Origin of the sequence: Janthinobacterium sp. P210005, assembly GCF_036231865.1 — a bacterium.
In the GTDB taxonomy this organism is placed as follows: Bacteria; Pseudomonadota; Gammaproteobacteria; order Burkholderiales; family Burkholderiaceae_D; genus Janthinobacterium; species Janthinobacterium kumbetense.
This window is the reverse complement of sequence record NZ_JAZARC010000008.1, coordinates 96330-116175: the sequence shown is the minus strand read 5'-3', so window position 1 is coordinate 116175 and position 19846 is coordinate 96330. Positions and strand designations below refer to the sequence as shown.

Sequence of the window (19846 nt, the reverse complement as noted above, 5' to 3'; positions counted from 1 at the left end):
GCACAAAGGAACTATATGAATCTCTTCAAGCGATATCTGACCCCGCTGCTCGCCTCGGCAGGTTTGTTGGCCATGACCGCCCTCGCCGGCTGCGGCGGCGGTGACCAGGGGCGCGATCCCATCCTCGGCTTGCCGGGCGCCACCCTGTCCAGCCTGGCAGTCACGCCCGCCACGGCCACCGTCGCCATCGGCGCGGGCCAGCAATTCACGGCCATCGCCACGTACAGCGACGGCTCGGCGCAAGACGTCAGCGCCAAGGCGGCCTGGACGTCGGCCACGCCGGCCAATGCCACCGTCAATGGCGCCACGGGCTTGAGCACCGGCATTGCTGCCGGCACTTCGGCTATCGCTGCCGCATTTGGCGGCAAGAGCGCCAGCAGCATGTTGACCGTCACGCCAGCGACCTTGCTGGCTATTGCCGTCACGCCGCAAAACCCCATCATCCCCGTCGCCGCGACGCGCCAGCTGGCCGTCCTTGCCACGTATTCGGATGGCAGCACCGCCGACGTCACGGCCGGCAGCAGCTTCGTTGCCGCCACGCCCGCTTTCGCCAGCGTCGCCAGCAATGGCCTCGTCACTGGCGTTGCCTTTGGTAGCAGCGTCATGAATGCCAGCTTCAACGGCAAGACGGCCAGCACCACCGTCACCGTCCCTGCCCTCACCCTGGCCAGCATCGCCGTCACGCCGGCCACCGCCAGCATCGCTGTCGGCGCCACGCAGCAATTCGTTGCCACGGCAACGTATTCGGACAGCTCGAACGCCATCATCACCAATAGCGCCGTCTGGACGTCGGCTACGGTCGCCAATGCCACGGTATTGAACACGGGCGTCGCCACAGGCATCGCCGCCGGCACCAGCAATATCACGGCCACGGCCGGCGGCCAGTCGGGCAGCGCGCTGCTGACCGTCACCGCCGTCGCCATCCCGCCCGTCCTGAACCCGATCATCCTGGGTCGCGCGGCGCCATTCGGCGTGCTGGCCGGCACCTCGATCACGAACAATTCGGGCGGCACCACCCTGATCACGGGCGACGTCGGTGCGCCGTCGCAAACGGTCGACCCGACCCAGGCGGCCGGTTTTACCAACTACAAATCGGGCGCCATCCTGGCCGGCGCCATGACGGATTTGCAAGCGGCGATCACGGACGGCAATAGCCGCACTTGCGACGTCAGCTTTGCCGGCGGCATCGACCTCGGCGGCCAGACCTTCGGCCCCGGCGTGTATTGCTATGCGGGCGCCATCAGCATCACGGGTACCTTGACCCTGAACGGTCCCGGCGTGTACATCTTCCGCACGGCGCTGACCTTGAATTCGACCGTCAACTCGGTGGTTGCCCTGAACAATGGCGCCACGGCCGACAACGTCAGCTGGCTGCCCGTCGGCCCCACCACCCTGGCCGCGAACAGCGTCTTCAAGGGCAATATCCTGGGCCAGTCGGCCGCCATCACGGTGGGCGACAACACGACCCTGCTCAACGGCCGCGTGCTGACGGCTGCCGCCGTTACCCTGCGCAACAACCAGATCACCAAATAACCGGGACATGACCATGACTATCGCACACACACTGGGCGCCCTGAGCGTGATGGCCGGCGCCTTGCTGGCGGCCCACTCGGCGCAGGCGCAGGACAACACTTTCATCAACCCGGACTGGGCCAACAGCGCCTGGTACCTCGGCGCGGGCGTGGGCCAGTCGCGCGCCACCATCGACGAACCGCGCCTGCGCGCCAGCCTGGCCGCGAATGGCGAAACCGTCACCGGTTTTGCCAAGGACCAGCGCGACACGGGCTATAAATTGTTTGTCGGCCGGCAACTGAACCAGTATGTCGCCGTGGAAGCGGGCTACTTTGACCTGGGCAAGTTCGATTTCCAGTCGACCACCAGCGGCAACGGCGTGCTGAACGGGCAAGCGGGCTTTCGCGGCGTGAACCTGGACTTGCTGGGCCAGTTGCCGCTTTCGCAGCGCCTGTCCCTGCTGGGCCGGGTCGGCATGCACTACACCAAGACGAATACAGAGTTCAGCGGCAACCGCCTGCTGGGTTCGGCCAACACGCATGCCAGCGAGCGCAAGCTCAACGCCAAGCTGGGCCTGGGCCTGGAATACAAGTTCAGCGAAGCGCTGGCCCTGCGCGGCGAAGTCGAGCGCTATCGCTTGAACGACGCCGTCGGCAACCGCGGCGATGCGGACCTGTATTCCGTCAGCCTCGCGTATAAACTGGGCCGCCCGGCCAGCGCCACGCCCGCCTACCAGCCGGCGCCCGACGTCGCCCCTGTCGTCGCCATGCCGGCGCCTGTCATCGTGGCCGCGCCGGCGCCAACACCGGTAGCGGAAAAAGTGTCGTTTGCTTCGGAGGCATTGTTTGATTTCGATCAATCGACGCTCAAGCCGCAAGGCAAGGCGGCGCTGGACCAGTTGCTGGGCCAGTTGAATGGCATGGACCTGGAAGTCATCGTCACGGTGGGCCATACGGATGCCGTCGGTCCGGATGCCTACAACCAGAAACTGTCGCAACGCCGCGCCGAAGCCGTCAAGGCTTACCTGGTGGCGCAAGGCGTGGAAACGAACCGCGTCTACACGGAAGGCAAGGGAGAAACGCAGCCCGTGGCCGACAACACGAGCGCCGCCGGGCGCGCCAAGAACCGCCGCGTGACGGTGGAAGTGGTGGGCACGCGAAAAGTTTCACGCTAGGTTTCACGCACATGTAAAAAACCGGCTTGCGCCGGTTTTTTTTCGCCTGCTGCTTTACGCCGGCTTGCGGTGATGCTTGCTCAGATGCCGGTCCAGGCTATTGGCGAACTGTTGTCGATCCGACTGGCTGAAGGCGGCCGGGCCGCCCGTGTCGACGCCGCCGCTGCGCAATTCTTCCATGAAGGCGCGCATCGTCAGTTGCTGGGCGATATTGTCTTTCGTGTAAAACTCGCCACGGGGGTTCAGCGCAAAGCCGCCCTTCGTCAGCACGTCGGCGGCCAGCGGGATATCGCCCGTGATGACGAGGTCGCCGGGATTCAACAGCCGCACGATTTCCTGGTCGGCCACGTCGGCGCCGGACGGCACTTGCACGGTACGGATGAAACGCGAGGGCGGCACGCGCAAGCCCTGGTTGGCCACCAGGGTGAGCGGCAACTCCAGGCGGTCGGCCACGCGGTACAGGATTTCCTTGATGACGACGGGACAGGCGTCGGCGTCGATCCAGATCTGCATGCCCGGCGCGGTCTGCTGGCTGCCTTCCGCCATCACAATTCCCACGCGTCGCCGCCGGGCCCCATGCGCGGGGCGCTGACGCCGAAGTGCAGGTAGGCGGCCGGCGTGGCGACACGGCCACGGGGCGTGCGCTGCAGGAAACCTTGCTGTATCAGGTACGGTTCCAGCACGTCTTCGATGGTATCGGCCGCTTCGCCGATGGCCGCCGCCAGGTTGCCGATGCCGACGGGGCCGCCGCCGAACTTGAACAGCACGGCTTCGAGCAGCTTGCGGTCCATCACGTCAAAGCCGGCGGAATCGACGTCGAGCATGGCCAGCGCGCGGTCGGCCACCACCTTGGTGATCTCGCCATTGCTTTTGACTTCCGCGAAATCGCGCACGCGGCGCAGCAGGCGGTTGGCGATGCGGGGCGTGCCGCGGGCGCGCTGGGCGATTTCATGTGCGCCTTCCGGGTCGATGGGCGCCTTCAGCAAGGCGGCGCTGCGCGTGACGATCTTCGTCAATTCGCCCGTGTTGTAGAACTCCAGCCGCGCGACGATGCCGAAGCGGTCGCGCAGCGGATTGGTCAGCATGCCGGCGCGCGTGGTAGCGCCCACTAATGTAAACGGTTGCAGATCGAGTTTCACGGAACGGGCGGCCGGGCCTTCGCCGATCATGATGTCTATTTGATAATCTTCAAGCGCCGGATACAAAATCTCTTCCACGACAGGCGACAGGCGGTGGATTTCATCGATGAACAGGACGTCGTTCGCTTCCAGGTTCGTCAGGATCGCCGCCAGGTCGCCCGGACGCTCCAGCACGGGGCCGGAGGTCTGGCGCAGATTGACGCCCATTTCGCGCGCGATGATGTGCGCCAGGGTCGTCTTGCCCAGGCCCGGCGGGCCGAACAATAAAGTGTGGTCGAGCGCTTCCTTGCGCTGGCGCGCGGCCGTGATGAAAATTTCCAGCTGGTCGCGGATCTTTTCCTGCCCCACATACTCGTCGAGCTGCTTCGGGCGCAAGGCCCGTTCGATGGCCTCTTCGTTGTGCGAAATGGGCGCCGCGTCGATGATGCGCTGTTCCGTGAAGCTGTCGGTCTGGATGCTCATGCCCTATCAGCCTTTCGACAGCGCTTTCAGCGCCAGTTTGATGCCATCCGACACACCGCTGCCAGCCGGCACGTTTTTCACGGCCGCCAGCGCTTCCTTGTCCGAGTAGCCGAGCGCCACCAGTGCGTTCAAAATGTCCGATTGGGCGTCCGGCGCCGCATGCGCGCCCAGCGGGCCAAGATCGGCACCGATCTTGCCCTTCAATTCCAGTAATAAACGTTCGGCCGTCTTCTTGCCGATGCCCGGTACTTTCACGAGGCGGCCGGAATCCTGCAGGGTAATCGCCTGCGCCAGGTCGGCGATCGTCATGCCGGACAGTATCGACAGGGCCATGCGCGCGCCCACGCCCGTGATCTTGATCAACTGGCGGAACACGGCACGCTCGGCCGCATTGCCGAAACCAAACAGCAGGTGCGCATCTTCGCGGATGGCCTGGTGCGTGAACAGCACGACTTTTTCACCCACGTGGGGCAAGTTATAAAAAGTGCTCATCGGCACGTCGACTTCATAGCCGACGCCCTGGCAATCGACCAGCAATTGTGGCGGATTCTTTTCAAGCAAAATACCGGAGAGACGGCCTATCATCGCGTGTTCCTAATGTTGTGTATATATATGAGGGCCATGCAGCTATCCCACTAAACGGCCGCGCTTCATGCGCAGCCCCTGCAGCTGGGGCGCCAGCGCGCCGAGCATGGCCAGCGCATCGATGCTGTTGGCGTGGCAAATGGCCACGCCCAGGGCATCGGCCGCATCCGTGCCGGGCAAGCCGGGCAAGGACAGCAGGCGCGACACCATGTCCTGCACCTGTTCCTTGGCCGCCTTGCCGTGGCCCGTGACGGCCTGTTTCACTTGCAGCGCCGTGTATTCGGCCACCGACAGGTCGGCGTTGACGAGCGCGCAGATGGCCGCGCCACGCGCCTGGCCCAGCAGCAGGGTCGATTGGGGATTGACGTTGACAAACACTTTTTCGATGGCCGCGCAATCGGGCTGGTAGGTGCCGACGATTTCGCCCACGCCTTGCAGGATGACCTTCAGGCGCGGCGGCAATTCCCCTTCGGAACCTGTCTTGACGGTACCCGACGCGATATAGCGCAGCTTGTTGCCGTGTTTTTCAATGACCCCAAAGCCGGTCGTGCGCAGGCCAGGATCGATGCCAAGAATAATCATCGCCAGATTCTATAATGAATACGGCAGGCACCGGTGAATAACCGGTGCCTGCCGCTGAGTTACTGCCAGCCGGGGTATTGAATCCCGGCCTGTTCCAGATCAATGACGGAAGTGACGGGTTCCGGTATACAACATGACAACGCCGCGCTCGTCCGCCGCATCGATCACTTCCTGGTCGCGCATGGAGCCGCCCGGGTGGATGACGCAGGTCGCGCCCGCGTCGACGACGACGTCGAGGCCGTCACGGAACGGGAAGAAGGCGTCCGACGCCACCACGGAGCCCGTCAGCGACAGGCCGGCGTTTTGCGCCTTGATGGAAGCGATGCGGGCCGAGTCGATACGGCTCATCTGGCCTGCGCCCACGCCCAGGGTCATGTTATTGCCGCAGAAGACGATGGCGTTCGACTTGACGAATTTCGCCACTTTCCAGGCGAACATCAGGTCGGCCAGTTGTTGCGGCGTTGGCTGCAGCTTGCTGACCACGCGCAAGTCGCCGATACCGACGTTTTTCGCGTCCGGCGATTGCACCAGCAAGCCGCCACCGACGCGTTTGAAGTCCATGGCGTGCACGCCGCCGCCCAGCGGGATTTCCAGCATGCGCACGTTTTGCTTGCTCGACAGAATCTGTTTCGCTTCGGCGGAGAACGATGGGGCGATCAGCACTTCGACGAACAGCTTGGCGATTTCGCCGGCGGTGGCGCCGTCCAGTTCCGTGTTGAAGGCGATGATGCCGCCGAATGCCGAGGTCGGGTCCGTCTGCAGGGCGCGCGCATACGCTTCCGCCGCATTCTTGCCCAGCGCTACGCCGCATGGGTTCGCATGCTTGACGATGACACAGGCGGCGCTTTGCTCGAAGCCGCCCATGCTCTTCACGCATTCCCAGGCCGCATCCGCATCGGCGATGTTGTTGTACGACAATTCCTTGCCTTGCAGCTGGCGGTAGTTGGCCAAGGCGCCATCGGTGGTGACCAGGTCGCGGTAGAAGGCGGCGCTCTGGTGCGGGTTTTCACCGTAGCGCATGTCTTGCACTTTCTCAAATGCAACGTTGAGGATTTGCGGATAGGCGCCGCGCTCGGCGTGCACTTTCGTCGGGCCCAGGCTGGTCAGGTAGTTGGTGATGGCGCCATCGTATTGCGCCGTGTGCGCAAAGACTTTTTTCGCCAGCATGAATTTGGTGTCGTAGCTGACGTCGCCGGCCTTGCCGTCGGCCGAGCGCATTTCCGCCAGCACGGCGTCGTAGTCGCTCGGGTCGCAGATGACGACCACGTCCTTGTGGTTCTTGGCCGCCGAACGCAGCATGGTCGGGCCGCCGATATCGATGTTTTCGATCGCGTCTTCCAGGGTGCAATCGGCCTTGGCGACCGTGCCCTGGAACGGGTACAGGTTGACCACCACCATGTCGATGGTCGGCATGTCGTGCTCGACCAGTTTCGACATGTGCTCAGGGAAATCGCGGCGCGCCAGGATACCGCCGTGCACTTTCGGGTGCAGGGTCTTCACACGGCCATCGAGCATCTCCGGGAAACCCGTGTAATCGGCAACTTCCGTGACGGGAACACCGTTGTCTGCCAGCAATTTTGCGGTACCGCCCGTGGACAGGAGGTTGACGCCGAGGGCGGACAGGGCGCGGGCGAATTCGAGAACGCCGGTCTTGTCGGAAACGGAGAGGAGAGCTTGTTTGATCATGGCTGTGGCTAGGTGGTTAAGTGTTCTTGGCGAATGGCGCCGCTCAGTCGTCTGGCTGAGGCGGCGGCGGATTCAAATCTTGGCGTCACTTGCATGCCGGCATTACAGCAAACCGTGCTCCTGCAATTTCTTGCGCAGGGTATTGCGGTTGATGCCCAGCATCTGCGCGGCGTGCGACTGGTTGCCATCGGCGCGTGTCATCACGACTTCCAGGATGGGCTTTTCCACGGTCAGCACGACCATGTCATAGATATTCGATGCTTGCTGTTCGCCCAGGTCATTGAAGTAATCTTCTAGACTTTTCTGTACGACTTCCTGAATGCTTTCTTTGCTCATTTGTATGCTTCAACCGGCTGAACACCTGGCTATCCGGTGCCGCGTCGCTCATGCGGTCCGCGTGCTGCCCTCTTGCCTCGGTGTTGTAATTAATATTGCATGACGCTCTGTATATAGGCGCTCGCCCTTGTACTGCTGGTCACTGATTTATGCTGCTTGCTGCTATCTGCTCATGCTGCCGTGGCCGCAGGTTCGATCACATCGATCAGGCCACTTTCACTGGATTCGGAGAGGCGGTATTGTAACCGTTCGCCAAATTTCCATTGCGACTCAAAAAATTGATCGACGGCCAGCAACTGCGCTTCCGTCGACTCCAGCAAGTTCATTTGCTGTCGGAACGCTTCGCCGCCTTCCAGATCCTTGACATACCAGCCGATGTGCTTGCGCGCCGTGCGCACGCCGAGAAATTCCCCATAAAACGCGTAATGGGCGCGCAAATGCTCATCCATCAGGGTGCGGACTTCATCCACGTAAGGCGCCGGCAACAAGGTGCCGGTGCGCAGGAAGTGGTCGATCTCGCGGCAAATCCACGGCCGGCCCTGCGCCGCGCGGCCGATCATGACGGCATCGGCGCCCGTTTGATCCAGCACAAAGCGGGCCTTCTCAGGACTGGTAATGTCGCCGTTGGCCACCACGGGAATGCCCACCGATGCTTTCACGGCGGCAATAGTTTCATATTCGGCATCGCCCTTGTAGCCATCGGCGCGCGTGCGGCCGTGCAGGGTCAGCATCTGGATGCCGGCTTGCTCGGCGATGCGGGCGATTTTCAGGGCATTCTTGTTTTCGCGGTTCCAGCCCGTGCGAAATTTCAGGGTGACGGGCACGTCGACGGCGTTGACGACGGCGTGCAAGATCTTTTCGACCAGGCTTTCGTTTTGCAGCAAGGCCGAACCGCACCAGCTGTTGCACACCTTTTTGACGGGGCAACCCATGTTGATGTCGATGATCTGCGCGCCCCGGTCCACGTTGAACTTGGCGCAGTCGGCCAGGTCTTGCGGATCGGCGCCGGCGATCTGCACGGCCTTTGGCTCCATTTCGCCTGCATGGTCCGTGCGGCGCGAGCTTTTTTCCGTCGCCCACAGGCGCGGATTCGACGCCGCCATCTCCGACACGGCGTAACCGGCACCCAACTGCTTGCACAACTGGCGGAAAGGCCGATCCGTCACGCCCGCCATGGGAGCGACGAAAACGTTGTTGCGCAGAATGTGAGGGCCGATTTGCACTGAAGAACCTGGAATGGACGGAGGAACCTGCTATTTTAACCGATTCCCTGCCTAATTAATAAGCACTATTTTTTTGCTCAGTGCGTCAGAGTGAAGAGGGGCCGCTTAGCCCAGCTCGTCCATCGCGGGCGCGCTCAAGTGTTCGATATTTCCCCAGTGCACCAAATGCAGCTTGCCGTCGGCGTAAGAAAAACGGTTGACGCTGGCATTTTTGACCTGGAAGTCGCGCGGACTGTCGAGCGTCATGCCGACCGCCTCGCGGTAGGCGCACTCGAGCACGCCGCCATGGGCCACGATGGCGATCGTCTGGCCGTCATATTGCCCGGCCCAGCGGGCGATGGCGCCATTTGCGCGCGCATAGAACTGGCGGAAGCTTTCGGCCTGGCGTTCGCCCGACGGCATCACGGCGTCGATCTGGCGCGATTGCCATTGTGCATACTCGTGCGGATAGCGCGCGGCGATGTCCGCATACAGCAAGCCTTCGAAAGCGCCGTAGCAGCGCTCGCGCAGCAAGGAATCCGTTTGCACGGGTAAATCTTTCACGTCGGCAACGGCTTGCGCCGTCTGCTGCGCGCGTTGCAAGTCGCTGGCGATGATGGCGGCCAGCGGTTCGTCCGCCAGCGCCTGCCCCAGCGCCCCCGCTTGCGCCAGGCCCGCCTCGTTCAGGGCGATGTCGATATGGCCCTGCAGGCGGCGGCCCGCATTCCAGGCCGTTTCGCCATGGCGTATCAGTAAAATCGTGGTGCTCATGCGTTATTTCTTCAGGGTAAGTGCCAACTCGGGGTGAAGCGAATAGGCAACGACGAGCTGGGCTTCGTCGAGGATGTGGCCGTACAGGGCGGCGTGGGCTTGCTGCCCAGTAAAACGCTCGGGCAAGGTCAGCTGCGGCACGTCGAGGGCATACAGGCGGAAAATGTAGTGGTGGATGCGCTCGTCATTCCACGGCGGGCACGGGCCATCGTAGCCGTAATAGTCGCCGGCCATGTCCGGGTCGGCGGCAAACCAGCCCGTGTAGTCGTTCAGGCCCTGGCGCAGCCCAATACCGGCAGGCTTGCCGCGCGGCGTGATGCCGCTGGAAAATTCTCCGGCGGCAATAACCCGCATGGCAGGCGGCAAGTCGAGCAAGCTCCAGTGATAAAAGTCGCCGCGCGGCGCCGTCAGCGGCAGGGTCTGGCCTTCAACATTGACCAGGCTGGCGTCTTGCGGCGCATCGGGGTCGATGCAGAACAGGGCCAGCGACTCGGTGCCGTTCGGCACCTCGTCCCAGGCCAGATGGGGATTGCGGTTGCCGGCGAGGCGCACGCGGCTGGCCGGATCGATCTCGGCAAAGGCATGATCGGCCGGCATCAGGCCGCCATCACGAAACGTCTCGCTCCACAATTTCATCGCTTGCTCCTCTCTTAGTTATTGTTTGGCGTTCACTTGCAGCCAGAACGTGACGGGGCCGTCATTGGTGAGCGACACCTGCATGTCGGCGCCAAACTGCCCCGTCTGCACGGTCGCATGGCGGCTGCGCGCCTGGTCCACGAAATGCGTGAACAGGCGCAAGCCGTCCTGCGGCGCGGCGGCCGGCGTAAACGACGGGCGCGTGCCGGACTTGGTGTCGGCCGCCAGGGTGAACTGCGGCACCAGCAGCAAGCCGCCGGCCACGTCCGTCACGCTGCGGTTCATCTTGCCCGCCTCGTCGGCAAACACGCGATAGCCGAGCAACTTGGCCAGCAGGGCGTCCGCTTCCTTCTCCGTATCGCCCCGCTCCGCGCACACGAGCACCATCAGGCCGGCGTCGATGGCGCCGATGGTGGCGCCGGCCACGTCGACCTTTGCCTGCGTGACGCGCTGCAGCAGCGCGATCATGCCGTCAAGGTGACGCGCGCAAAGCTGCGCTTGCCAACTTGCAACACGAACTGACCGGCTGCCACTTGCAAGCCCTTGTCGCTGATGACGGTGCCGTCGATGCGCACGCCGCCCTGGTCGATCTTGCGCATGGCTTCCGACGTGGACGGACACAGGCCCGCCTGTTTCAGCAGTTGCGGAATGCCCAGCGGCGCGCCGGCCAAGGTCACTTCCGGGATATCGTCGGGGATGCCGCCCTTCGAGCGGTTGACGAAGTCGGCCAGCGCATCTTCCGCCGCCTGCTGCGAGTGGAAGCGGGCGACGATCTCTTGCGCTAGCGCAACCTTGGCATCGCGCGGATTGCGGCCTTCCTCGACTTCGCGCTTCAGCTGCGCCAGTTCGGCGATCGAGCGCCACGACAGCAGCTCGTAGTAGCGCCACATCATGACGTCGGAAATGCTCATCAGCTTGGCGAACATGGTATTGCCCGGTTCCGTGATGCCGATGTAGTTATTCTTCGACTTGGACATTTTTTCCACGCCGTCCAAACCTTCCAGCAGAGGCATGGTCAAAATACACTGCTGCTCCTGTCCGTACTGCTTTTGCAGTTCGCGGCCCACCAGCAGGTTGAACTTCTGGTCCGTGCCGCCCAGTTCCAGGTCCGACTTCAGGGCCACCGAGTCGTAGCCCTGCATCAGCGGGTACAGGAATTCGTGTACGGAAATAGGAATGCCGCCCTGGAAGCGCTTGGTGAAGTCGTCGCGCTCGATCATGCGCGCCACCGTGTAGTGGGAAGCGAGCTGGATGATGCCGCGCGCGCCCAGCGGATCGCACCACTCGGAGTTATAGCGGATTTCGGTCTTGCTGGCGTCCAACACTAAAGATGCTTGCGCGAAATACGTCATCGCGTTAATCTCGATCTGTTCCTTGGTCAGGGGCGGACGCGTGACGTTGCGGCCCGACGGGTCGCCGATCATGGACGTGAAGTCGCCAATGAGGAAAATGACTTGATGGCCGAGGTTTTGCAGCTGGCGCATCTTGTTCAGGACGACAGTATGACCCAGATGCAAGTCGGGTGCGGTCGGGTCCAGGCCCAGTTTGATGCGCAGTGGAACACCGGTTTTCTCGGAGCGTGCTAATTTTTGCGCAAATTCGCTTTCGATCAAGAGTTCGTCGACGCCACGCTTGGTAATCGCGAGGGCTTCTTGTACTCTGTCCGACAGCGGAAGCGCGGTCTGAGCGGCGTTAGCCTTTGTAGGCGATGCGGTGGTGTTGATTTCCATAAAATTTGACTGTAGATCTCAAAATGGTAGTAGGTTTGCGGAGTTTGCTATAATGCTCGATCCCATCAATCTTGCCGTATGAAAACGAACCAAAATAACAATAACAAAGAGCACTAGTTCACGAATCGTTCAAGGGCAAATTTTAACTGATTGCATGAACCCTATACATAAAATCACAGGCTCACGCTTGTACACACAGCTGACGACGACACGCAAGGCACGCATTATCGGTGCCTCCGCAGTGCTGCTCGCCGTGGCCGCCTTCGGCGCGGTCGCTGTGTCGCCCATGGCGCCCGACGCATCCGATCTGCCGGTGACGTCCATCGCCCAAAACCTGGAAATGCCTGATCTCGCCTCGCAAATTTCCGCGATGGAACAGGTAGACCAGAATTTCACCCACGAAGAAAAAGTCCGCGCCGGCGATACCCTCGCCACCCTGCTGACCCGTCTCGGCGTGGATGATCCGGTGGCCGCCAATTTCATCAAAACCGACAAGATCGCGCGCGGCGTGATGTTGCTGAAATCGGGCAAGCGCGTGCAAGCGCAAACGTCCGAAAATGGCGACCTCAACTGGATGCGCGCCACCCTCGTCGACGGCACGGACAAATCGGTCAAGAATATCCTGATCACCCGCAAGGGCGACAAGTTCGTGGCCACGGAAGTGGCAGCCCAGCTGGAACGCCGCGTTGAAATGCACGCGCGCAAGATTACCTCCACCCTGTTCGCCGCCACCGACTCCAGCCTGGACGGCACCCGCCTGCCAGACTCGATTTCCGCGCAAATCGTGGAAATGTTCTCCACCAATATCGACTTCCGCTCCGACCTGAAACGCGGCGACTCGTTCAATGTTGTCTACGAAACATTCTGGCAAGATGGCGAATTTGTCCGAGCGGGCCGCATCCTGGCCGGTGAATTCACCAACCGCGGCACGACTTACCAGTCCGTTTGGTTCGAAGACCCAGCCAGCAAGCAAGGCGGCGGTTACTACAGTTTCGACGGCAAGTCCCTCAAAAAAGCCTTCCTGAAATCCCCCCTCGAATTCTCCCGCATCTCGTCCGGCTTCTCCATGCGCGTGCACCCGATTTCCGGCAACTGGAAAGCGCACAAGGGCATCGATTTCGCTGCAGCAACGGGCACCCCTATCCGTGCTTCGGGCGACGGCGTGGTCGATTCCGTCGGCAGCCAAAACGGCTACGGCAATGTTGTTGTCCTGAAACATTGGGCCAACTACACGACCGCCTATGCGCACATGAGCCGCTTCGCTTCGGGCCTGAAAAAAGGTCAAAAAGTGAGCCAGGGCGATGTGATCGGCTACGTCGGCACCACCGGCTGGTCCACGGGCGCCCATTTGCACTATGAATTCCGCGTTGGCGGCGTGGCGCAAGACCCAAGCAAGCTGAATGTGCAAGCCCAGGCCCCATTGACGGCCGCCGAGCTGAGCCGCTTCCGCATGGTGTCGGCCGACATGATGCACCGCTTCACCTTGCTGCGTCCGAACGACACGGCCCTGGCGTCGCGTTAAGCAACACTGCCTTCGGGCAACACATAAAGGCACCGCCCATGCAGATGGCCGGTGCCTTTGTTTTTTCCCGCGCGCTTTTGTTTTTCCTGCGCGCTTTTGCGTGCGGCACAAATGCGGCACAATGCACCTCACCACTTACGTATTCAAGGAAAACCCCATGCTGTATATCGGTTTAATGTCGGGCACCAGCCTCGATGGCGTCGACGGCGCGCTGGTCGACTTTTCCGACGAGGGCACGCGCAGCCTGGGCGATGCGTACATTCCCTTCCCCGCCAGCCTGCGCGCCGACCTGATGGCCTTGCAAAGTGCCGGCCAGAATGAAATCGAACGCGAAGCGCTGGCGGCCAATCAACTCGTGCGCCACTACGCCGAGTGCGTCGCCATGCTTTTAAGCAACGCGGGCATCGTCGCGGACGCCATCGCCGCCATCGGCGCGCATGGCCAGACCATCCGCCACCGCCCGGAACTGGGCTTTACGCGCCAATTGAACAACCCGGCCCTGCTGGCCGAATTGACGGGCATCGACGTCATCGCGGACTTGCGCAGCCGCGACGTGGCGGCCGGCGGCCAGGGTGCGCCGCTGGTGCCGGCCTTTCACCAGGCCATCTTCAATCTGCCGGGCCACACGCGCGTGCTGGCCAATATCGGCGGCATCAGCAATATCAGCGTGCTGCATGCGGATGGCACGGTGACGGGCTACGACACGGGTCCCGGCAATGCGCTGATGGATGGCTGGGTCTTGCGGCACCTGGGCCAGCCCTACGACGCCAACGGCGCCTGGGCCGCCACGGGCCAGGTCATCCCCGCCCTGCTGGCGGATTTGCTCGACGAGCCCTATTTTGACTTGCCGGCGCCGAAAAGCACGGGCCGCGATCTGTTCCATGCCGACTGGCTGAGCGCCAAGCTGGCCGATTACCCGGCCGCCCTGCCCGCCGACGTGCAGGCGACGCTGACCCAACTGACGGCTGCCAGCCTGGCGCGCGCCATCCTGCGCGACGGGGCGCAGGCGGAAACCGTGTATGTGTGCGGCGGCGGGGCGCAGAACGCCAGCCTGATGGCGGCGCTGGCCGTCGAATTGCCGGGCATGGCGGTGGAGTCCACGCAAGCATTGGGCGTGGCGCCCAGCCAGGTCGAGGCGCTGGCCTTTGCGTGGCTGGCCTGGCGCTTTACGCAGCGCAAGCCGGGCAACTTGCCGGCAGTGACGGGCGCGCAGGGATTGCGGGTACTGGGCGCGCTATACCCGCGTTGATCAATAACAAGTGTTCCAGAAACACAAATAGCGGATCATCGATCCGCTATTTTTACGCTGCGCCTGTAAACCGGCGCGCCTGAAAAACGTCCAAGGCAAGGCGCATTGCCGAAGACAGTACGGATAGTACGGCGAGGCAATGCAACGCCGCCATGGGCGTTTTCTCGGGTGTGCTTATACCGAGAAAGACGAACCGCAACCGCAGGTGGACGTCGCGGTAGGGTTTTTAATCACGAACTGCGCGCCTTCCAGGTCATCCTTGTAGTCGATTTCCGCGCCGACCAGGTACTGGTAGCTCATGGAATCGATCAACAGCTGGACGCCGTTCTTGACCATGGTGGTGTCATCTTCGTTGACGATTTCGTCGAAGGTGAAGCCGTACTGGAAGCCGGAACAGCCGCCACCCTGCACGAACACGCGCAATTTCAGGTCGGGATTGCCTTCTTCCTCGATCAGCTGCGCGACTTTTTCGGCGGCGCTATCGGTAAAGATGATAGGCGAAGGGATCACATCTTGCATTTCAGCGACTGCATTCATTTCAGACTCCTCAGAAAACATAGCCTCATTATAGACTGTTGGCGCAAGTCACGCTGCGGCCGCCGCTGGCGCGGCTGGCGGGTGTTGTTCCTGCTCACATTTCCGACACGGCCAGGTGCAGCACGGGGTCGGCGCTGTCGTGGCGGCTGAGCTTGCCCTGGACTTGCGCGCCGCTGTGCATTTCCAGCACCTTGTAATAGACCTCTCCTACAATGCGGGCTTTTGGCTGGATTTCAAGCATTTCGGACACATACACGGGGCCGTTGATCTCGCCGCTGACGACCAGGCTCGAGCAGCGCACCTCGCCATCGATGCGGCCCGCCTCGCCCAGCACCACATAGGTGGGGTCGCCCGGCTCGCCCGTGACGTTGCCGCGCACATGGCCGTCGATGCGCAGACCGCCGCAAAACAGCAAGTCGCCCTCGATCCGCGTGGAAGCGCCGATCAGGGTATCGATGGGGTTTTTCGCGTTGCGCTCGAACATGAACGTCATCCTGTCGGGGTACGTGGCAGTCCAATTTATCACAGGTCCGGCAAAAAGGCGCCGGACCTGCGCAAACGCCTGTGCCTATATTTAAGGCATCACGGCGATATGTTGCAAACCAGCCGTTTCTTTCAGGCCAAACATCAAGTTCATGCATTGCACGGCCTGGCCCGCTGCACCCTTGACCAGGTTGTCCTGCACCACCAGCACGACGACGGTATTGCCGCCTTCGGGACGGTGCAAGGCCAGGCGCAACATGTTCGAGCCGCGCGTGGAACGGGTTTCCGGGTGCGAGCCGAACGGCATCACGTCGACGAAAGGCTCATCCTTGTATTGCTCTTCGAACAAGGATTGCAATTCTTCATTGCTGACTTCCTTGTTCAGCTGCGCGTACAGGGTCGAATGCATGCCGCGGATCATCGGCACCAGGTGCGGCGTGAAGGTCAGCGCCACTTTCTCGTCCGTGAAACGCTGCAATTGCGCCGTCGTTTCCGGCAAGTGGCGGTGGCCGGCCACGCCGTAGGCCTTGAAGCTGTCGCTTGCCTCCGAGAACAGGATGCCGATTTCCGCCTTGCGGCCGGCGCCGGACACGCCCGACTTGCAGTCGGCGATCAAGCCGCCCGCGTTGACCAGGCCTGCCTTGAGCAGCGGGTAAAAGCCCAGCTGCATGGTGGTCGGGTAGCAACCGGGGTTGGCGATCAGCTTCGCTTGCTTGATGTCTTCGCGGTTCAGTTCCGGCAAGCCGTACACGGCCTGTTCGATCAGTTCAGGCGCCGTGTGGGGAATCTTGTACCACTGCTCGAACTTGGCCTGGTCTTTCAGGCGGAAGTCGGCGGCCAGGTCGATGACTTTCACGCCGGCGGCCAGCAACGCTGGAGCTTGCGCCATCGCAACACCGTGCGGGGTGGCAAAGAAGACCACGTCGCACTGCTCCAGATTGGCTTTGTCGGGCGAGGAAAACGCCAGTTTCACGTGGCCACGCAAGGAAGGATACATGTCAGCAACGGGCAAGCCATCTTCCTTGCGCGAAGTAATCGCCGTCAACTCGACATCTGGATGGGTAGCGAGCAAGCGCAGCAATTCCACGCCCGTGTATCCAGTGCCGCCGACGATGCCAACTTTGATCATGTTCTTTCCTTGTGTATAGAGTGCATAAAGATGAAGGGAAATGCCCCCATGGGGGTTTTCCGCGTATTTTACAGCGCAACGCCGAGTCACGCTGAAATGCAAAAAAGCCGCGGGACCGAAGTCCAGCGGCTTTTCGACCAGCACCCCGGAAGGTGCTGTAGCGTAGAAATTAACGCTTCGAGAATTGCTTTGCGCGACGTGCTTTGCGCAGACCAACTTTTTTACGCTCGACTTCACGTGCATCGCGGGTCACGAAGCCGGCTTTCGCCAGTTCCGGTTTTAACGCTGCATCGTAGTCGATCAGAGCGCGGGTGATGCCGTGACGAACTGCACCAGCCTGGCCCGACTCACCGCCGCCATGGACGTTGACTTTGATGTCGAAACGCTCGACATTGCCGGTCAGTTCCAGTGGTTGACGGATGACCATCAGACCCGTTTCGCGCGAAAAGTATTCGTTTGCTGGTTTGCCGTTAACAACGATCAAGCCTGTGCCAACTTTAATAAAAACCCGAGCCACTGCACTTTTGCGACGGCCGGTTCCATAATTGTAATTACCGATCATGTCAGTTCCTTAGAGAACAAGTGCTTTAGGTTGCTGAGCAGCGTGCGGATGGGAACCTTCCGCGTACACTTTCAGCTTCTTGATCATTGCGTAGCCGAGTGGGCCTTTAGGCAGCATGCCTTTGACCGCTTTCTCAAGCGCGCGACCTGGAAAACGCTGTTGCATTTTCTGGAAGTTGGTTTCGTAGATGCCGCCTGGATAGCCAGAGTGACGGTAGTAAATTTTCTCAGTAGCTTTGGTACCGGTCACACGCAGTTTGCCTGCGTTGATGACGACGATGAAGTCGCCGGTATCGACGTGAGGAGTAAATTCTGGTTTGTGTTTGCCGCGCAGTCGGAGTGCCACTTCGCTGGCAACACGTCCGAGGACTTTGTCCGTCGCGTCAACCACGAACCAATCGCGCTGGACTTCATGTCCTTTAGCGGAAAATGTTTTCATGTTGACTTCCTAATAGATTACACGCTCAAATGGTGGTTCCGCCGATGCTGCTATGCGGACTCTGCCTTATTTACTTTTCCTGAGCGAACGGAAAGCCGACAAGTATAAGCGGCTTTGCCTTGCCGCGTCAAGCCGCAATCGAGGCCGGCTGCGGCCCGGCGGGCGGCACATGGATGGGCATTCCTCTATTACAATACAAAACGCTTACAATTTTCGGAGAGTACGATGGAATGCAAAGTCAGCTGGAATGGCCCGTCGGGCATGAGTTTTCGGGCAGAAACGGGTTCCGGCCACCTGGTGACCATGGATGGCGCGCCCGACGGCGGCGGCCACAACCTGGCGCCGCGCCCCATGGAAATGGTCTTGCTGGGCACGGGCGGCTGCACCGCCTATGACGTGGTGCTGATCCTGAAACGGGGCCGCGAAGCCGTCAGCGGCTGCGAAGTGACCCTGAAGGCCGACCGCGCCGACACCGATCCGAAAGTATTTACCAAGATCCACTTCCACTTCACCGTGCGCGGCAAGGCCCTGAAACCCACGGCAGTCGAACGGGCCGTAGCCTTGTCGCATGACAAATATTGCTCGGCGTCGATCATGCTGGCCAAGACGGCGGAAATCACCCATTCCTTCGAGATCATCGAAGAAAGCGCCTGACCAAACCTACTGCGCGTCGGTACAGGCGGCCTGCGATGCTCACCGTGCTCCAGCACGGTTGCGCTTCTCGACCACCTCTCCCTTCCGCTCGCTACGGTTTTGTCAGGCGTTTCACGGCTCAGATATGGATAAAAAAGGCGCTCTTCAGAGCGCCTTTGTTTTAAATGTAATACGCGGTTTTCGTCATCACTTTTCCCATGATGCCCATCAGCGCCTTCACGGGCGCCGGGGTGTCGATGGCGCCCAGTCGCTGGGCGGCGGCGCCGTGTTCCACTTCGTCGATGGCCATCTGTTTCACAATGGCGCGCGACTTGGCGTCCTGCGGCGGCAATTCCTGCAAGTGGCTGGCCAGGTGCGCTTCCACCTGGCGTTCCGTTTCCACCACGAAACCCAGGCTGCGGCCGTCGCCCATGCGCGCGGCGATGGTGCCCAGCGCAAACGAACCCGCATACCACAGGGGATTAAGCAGGCTCAGACGCGAGCCCAGCTCCGTCAAGCGCTGCGCCGTCCAGGCCAGATGGTCTTCCTCTTCGCGTCCCGCTTCGTCGAACTGGGCGCGGATGGCCGGGCTGTGCGCATAGCGCGCCTGCGAGTTGTACAGGGCTTGCGCACACACTTCGCCCACATGGTTGACGCGCATCAAGCCGGCGCTGTGGCGCTGCTCGGCCGGGCTCAGTTCCGCATCGGGCGCATGCGCGGCCGGCGTGGGGCGCGAGGCCGAGGCCACGCCCGCCATGACGCGCAAGGCCTTGTCGGCGCCAACAATCAAACGATCCAGGGGGTCAAAGTGGCGGTTCGCGGTCATCGTGGCTATTCATGTAAGGGAAAACATGGATTATAGGACGATCAGGGCCAGCCGTACCCACGCCGCGCGCAGGGTGAACGGGGCTTTATTGACTTGTGCGCGCTTTTTCCCGCTCGATCCAGTCCACCACGGGGCCGACGGCGTCCAGGCCGGACAGGCTTTTCGCCACGCCCAGGTTCAGTGAAATCAGGAAGGAAATGCTGTCGACGGGGATGTCCGGGCAATGTTCGGCAAACGCGGCGCGAAAACGCTCCGCTTGCAGCACGCGCAAGACTTTCTCGCCGCTCATGAATTGCAGCACGCTGGCGATGCTGTGCCCGCCACCGATCGAGTGGTAGATAAAACGGTTGTACTTCGCGTCGATCTGCTTGAAATCGAGGGTTTCCTCCGTCATCAGGCCCGCCAGGTAGTACAGCCCGAGGCTGACGCGGAAGAAACCGATGGCTTCGGCACTGGTCATGCCGGCGCGCGCCACGGCCAGTACCTTGTCCTGCATCACCTGATCGATCGTTTGCATTGCGCTCTCCCGCGCCGTCCGCCGGCGCCCACCGGGCCAGCTTGCATGAAGATGCTGTTTTTTTCAATAGACCAAACGATATTTCCACCTTGCAAGTTACATTTTTTGCATGCTACTCTCATTCTTCACCGTTAA

The 19846-nt window shown here is 61.5% G+C and carries 23 protein-coding genes; 5 read left to right on the top strand and 18 right to left on the bottom strand.

Features of this window, described 5'->3' with window-relative positions; translation table 11 throughout:
• Positions 1-72 precede the first annotated feature (72 nt).
• Positions 73-1533, top strand: coding sequence for an ice-binding family protein (locus VPH40_RS25970; protein ID WP_328574885.1), 1461 nt, complete (start codon positions 73-75; stop codon positions 1531-1533).
• A gap of 13 nt (positions 1534-1546) precedes the next feature.
• Positions 1547-2686, top strand: a complete 1140-nt coding sequence (locus tag VPH40_RS25965) for an OmpA family protein (RefSeq protein ID WP_328574884.1) — start codon at positions 1547-1549, stop codon at positions 2684-2686.
• Positions 2687-2740: 54 nt separating this feature from the next.
• On the opposite strand, the gene VPH40_RS25960 is transcribed toward VPH40_RS25965, so the two are convergent.
• The 11 genes from VPH40_RS25960 to tyrS all read right to left on the bottom strand — a co-directional run bounded on the left by VPH40_RS25960 (position 2741) and on the right by tyrS (position 11815).
• Positions 2741-3199 (bottom strand): YaiI/YqxD family protein, encoded by a 459-nt coding sequence (locus VPH40_RS25960; RefSeq protein WP_099668247.1) that lies wholly within the window; start codon positions 3197-3199, stop codon positions 2741-2743.
• A gap of 32 nt (positions 3200-3231) precedes the next feature.
• Complete coding sequence (gene ruvB / locus VPH40_RS25955) at positions 3232-4287, bottom strand: Holliday junction branch migration DNA helicase RuvB (RefSeq protein ID WP_328574883.1); 1056 nt, start codon at positions 4285-4287, stop codon at positions 3232-3234.
• Positions 4288-4293: 6 nt separating this feature from the next.
• Complete coding sequence (gene ruvA / locus VPH40_RS25950) at positions 4294-4872, bottom strand: Holliday junction branch migration protein RuvA (protein WP_034784779.1); 579 nt, start codon at positions 4870-4872, stop codon at positions 4294-4296.
• A gap of 42 nt (positions 4873-4914) precedes the next feature.
• On the bottom strand, positions 4915-5454 hold the full coding sequence (gene ruvC, locus VPH40_RS25945) for a crossover junction endodeoxyribonuclease RuvC (protein WP_289919679.1): 540 nt from the start codon (positions 5452-5454) through the stop codon (positions 4915-4917).
• Between the two features lie 99 nt (positions 5455-5553).
• Positions 5554-7140, bottom strand: coding sequence for a bifunctional phosphoribosylaminoimidazolecarboxamide formyltransferase/IMP cyclohydrolase (gene purH / locus VPH40_RS25940; RefSeq protein WP_077399554.1), 1587 nt, complete (start codon positions 7138-7140; stop codon positions 5554-5556).
• 102 nt (positions 7141-7242) lie between these two features.
• The gene (locus VPH40_RS25935) at positions 7243-7476 is read right to left on the bottom strand and encodes a helix-turn-helix domain-containing protein (RefSeq protein WP_008445162.1); all 234 of its coding nucleotides are present in this window, start codon (positions 7474-7476) and stop codon (positions 7243-7245) included.
• A 170-nt stretch (positions 7477-7646) separates the two neighbouring features.
• Entirely contained in the window at positions 7647-8699 is a 1053-nt protein-coding gene (gene dusB, locus VPH40_RS25930; RefSeq protein WP_251351002.1) for a tRNA dihydrouridine synthase DusB, read from the bottom strand.
• A 105-nt stretch (positions 8700-8804) separates the two neighbouring features.
• Entirely contained in the window at positions 8805-9449 is a 645-nt protein-coding gene (locus VPH40_RS25925; protein ID WP_328574882.1) for a histidine phosphatase family protein, read from the bottom strand.
• Between the two features lie 3 nt (positions 9450-9452).
• Positions 9453-10085 (bottom strand): YbhB/YbcL family Raf kinase inhibitor-like protein, encoded by a 633-nt coding sequence (locus VPH40_RS25920; RefSeq protein ID WP_328574881.1) that lies wholly within the window; start codon positions 10083-10085, stop codon positions 9453-9455.
• Between the two features lie 18 nt (positions 10086-10103).
• On the bottom strand, positions 10104-10553 hold the full coding sequence (dtd, locus tag VPH40_RS25915) for a D-aminoacyl-tRNA deacylase (protein ID WP_034784767.1): 450 nt from the start codon (positions 10551-10553) through the stop codon (positions 10104-10106).
• The gene (tyrS, locus tag VPH40_RS25910; protein WP_289919690.1) at positions 10550-11815 is read right to left on the bottom strand and encodes a tyrosine--tRNA ligase; all 1266 of its coding nucleotides are present in this window, start codon (positions 11813-11815) and stop codon (positions 10550-10552) included. The genes dtd and tyrS overlap by 4 nt, the downstream gene beginning before the upstream one ends.
• Before the next feature lie 154 nt (positions 11816-11969).
• Here tyrS and VPH40_RS25905 point away from each other — a divergent pair, with 154 nt between their 5' ends.
• Together VPH40_RS25905 and VPH40_RS25900 are read left to right on the top strand one after the other, a co-directional pair.
• Complete coding sequence (locus tag VPH40_RS25905; protein WP_099403330.1) at positions 11970-13337, top strand: M23 family metallopeptidase; 1368 nt, start codon at positions 11970-11972, stop codon at positions 13335-13337.
• A gap of 121 nt (positions 13338-13458) precedes the next feature.
• Positions 13459-14586 (top strand): anhydro-N-acetylmuramic acid kinase, encoded by a 1128-nt coding sequence (locus tag VPH40_RS25900; RefSeq protein WP_328574880.1) that lies wholly within the window; start codon positions 13459-13461, stop codon positions 14584-14586.
• 174 nt (positions 14587-14760) lie between these two features.
• Here VPH40_RS25900 and erpA read toward each other — a convergent pair whose 3' ends face one another.
• The 5 genes from erpA to rplM all read right to left on the bottom strand — a co-directional run bounded on the left by erpA (position 14761) and on the right by rplM (position 17735).
• Positions 14761-15123, bottom strand: coding sequence for an iron-sulfur cluster insertion protein ErpA (gene erpA / locus VPH40_RS25895; protein WP_029496047.1), 363 nt, complete (start codon positions 15121-15123; stop codon positions 14761-14763).
• 94 nt (positions 15124-15217) lie between these two features.
• Positions 15218-15607 carry a bactofilin family protein gene (locus VPH40_RS25890; protein WP_077408960.1) on the bottom strand — a complete coding sequence of 130 codons (390 nt, stop codon included), beginning with the start codon at positions 15605-15607 and terminating at the stop codon, positions 15218-15220.
• A gap of 90 nt (positions 15608-15697) precedes the next feature.
• Positions 15698-16735 (bottom strand): N-acetyl-gamma-glutamyl-phosphate reductase, encoded by a 1038-nt coding sequence (gene argC / locus VPH40_RS25885; protein WP_328574879.1) that lies wholly within the window; start codon positions 16733-16735, stop codon positions 15698-15700.
• Positions 16736-16904: 169 nt separating this feature from the next.
• Positions 16905-17297, bottom strand: a complete 393-nt coding sequence (rpsI, locus tag VPH40_RS25880; RefSeq protein WP_010393285.1) for a 30S ribosomal protein S9 — start codon at positions 17295-17297, stop codon at positions 16905-16907.
• Between the two features lie 9 nt (positions 17298-17306).
• Positions 17307-17735 carry a 50S ribosomal protein L13 gene (gene rplM, locus VPH40_RS25875; RefSeq protein WP_010393282.1) on the bottom strand — a complete coding sequence of 143 codons (429 nt, stop codon included), beginning with the start codon at positions 17733-17735 and terminating at the stop codon, positions 17307-17309.
• A gap of 225 nt (positions 17736-17960) precedes the next feature.
• Between rplM and VPH40_RS25870 the strand changes: the two genes are divergently transcribed.
• Positions 17961-18389: an OsmC family protein gene (locus VPH40_RS25870; RefSeq protein ID WP_070278278.1), complete on the top strand. Its 429-nt coding sequence runs from the start codon at positions 17961-17963 to the stop codon at positions 18387-18389.
• 160 nt (positions 18390-18549) lie between these two features.
• On the opposite strand, the gene coq7 is transcribed toward VPH40_RS25870, so the two are convergent.
• Entirely contained in the window at positions 18550-19194 is a 645-nt protein-coding gene (gene coq7, locus VPH40_RS25865) for a 2-polyprenyl-3-methyl-6-methoxy-1,4-benzoquinone monooxygenase (protein WP_035824568.1), read from the bottom strand.
• Positions 19195-19279: 85 nt separating this feature from the next.
• A complete protein-coding gene (locus VPH40_RS25860; protein WP_328574878.1) occupies positions 19280-19711 on the bottom strand; it encodes a hypothetical protein in 432 nt (143 codons plus the stop codon).
• Positions 19712-19846: the final 135 nt, after the last annotated feature.

Bases quoted from the DNA above. Each gene is read 5' to 3' on its own strand.
- VPH40_RS25970 (WP_328574885.1), top strand. From the start codon at position 73: ATGACCGCCCTCGCCGGCTGCGGCGGCGGTGACCAGGGGCGCGATCCC.
- VPH40_RS25965 (WP_328574884.1), top strand. From the start codon at position 1,547: ATGACTATCGCACACACACTGGGCGCCCTGAGCGTGATGGCCGGCGCC.
- VPH40_RS25960 (WP_099668247.1), bottom strand. From the start codon at position 3,199: ATGCAGATCTGGATCGACGCCGACGCCTGTCCCGTCGTCATCAAGGAA.
- ruvB (WP_328574883.1), bottom strand. From the start codon at position 4,287: ATGAGCATCCAGACCGACAGCTTCACGGAACAGCGCATCATCGACGCG.
- ruvA (WP_034784779.1), bottom strand. From the start codon at position 4,872: ATGATAGGCCGTCTCTCCGGTATTTTGCTTGAAAAGAATCCGCCACAA.
- ruvC (WP_289919679.1), bottom strand. From the start codon at position 5,454: ATGATTATTCTTGGCATCGATCCTGGCCTGCGCACGACCGGCTTTGGG.
- purH (WP_077399554.1), bottom strand. From the start codon at position 7,140: ATGATCAAACAAGCTCTCCTCTCCGTTTCCGACAAGACCGGCGTTCTC.
- VPH40_RS25935 (WP_008445162.1), bottom strand. From the start codon at position 7,476: ATGAGCAAAGAAAGCATTCAGGAAGTCGTACAGAAAAGTCTAGAAGAT.
- VPH40_RS25925 (WP_328574882.1), bottom strand. From the start codon at position 9,449: ATGAGCACCACGATTTTACTGATACGCCATGGCGAAACGGCCTGGAAT.
- VPH40_RS25920 (WP_328574881.1), bottom strand. From the start codon at position 10,085: ATGAAATTGTGGAGCGAGACGTTTCGTGATGGCGGCCTGATGCCGGCC.
- dtd (WP_034784767.1), bottom strand. From the start codon at position 10,553: ATGATCGCGCTGCTGCAGCGCGTCACGCAGGCAAAGGTCGACGTGGCC.
- tyrS (WP_289919690.1), bottom strand. From the start codon at position 11,815: ATGGAAATCAACACCACCGCATCGCCTACAAAGGCTAACGCCGCTCAG.
- VPH40_RS25905 (WP_099403330.1), top strand. From the start codon at position 11,970: ATGAACCCTATACATAAAATCACAGGCTCACGCTTGTACACACAGCTG.
- VPH40_RS25900 (WP_328574880.1), top strand. From the start codon at position 13,459: ATGCACCTCACCACTTACGTATTCAAGGAAAACCCCATGCTGTATATC.
- erpA (WP_029496047.1), bottom strand. From the start codon at position 15,123: ATGAATGCAGTCGCTGAAATGCAAGATGTGATCCCTTCGCCTATCATC.
- VPH40_RS25890 (WP_077408960.1), bottom strand. From the start codon at position 15,607: ATGTTCGAGCGCAACGCGAAAAACCCCATCGATACCCTGATCGGCGCT.
- argC (WP_328574879.1), bottom strand. From the start codon at position 16,735: ATGATCAAAGTTGGCATCGTCGGCGGCACTGGATACACGGGCGTGGAA.
- rpsI (WP_010393285.1), bottom strand. From the start codon at position 17,297: ATGATCGGTAATTACAATTATGGAACCGGCCGTCGCAAAAGTGCAGTG.
- rplM (WP_010393282.1), bottom strand. From the start codon at position 17,735: ATGAAAACATTTTCCGCTAAAGGACATGAAGTCCAGCGCGATTGGTTC.
- VPH40_RS25870 (WP_070278278.1), top strand. From the start codon at position 17,961: ATGGAATGCAAAGTCAGCTGGAATGGCCCGTCGGGCATGAGTTTTCGG.
- coq7 (WP_035824568.1), bottom strand. From the start codon at position 19,194: ATGACCGCGAACCGCCACTTTGACCCCCTGGATCGTTTGATTGTTGGC.
- VPH40_RS25860 (WP_328574878.1), bottom strand. From the start codon at position 19,711: ATGCAAACGATCGATCAGGTGATGCAGGACAAGGTACTGGCCGTGGCG.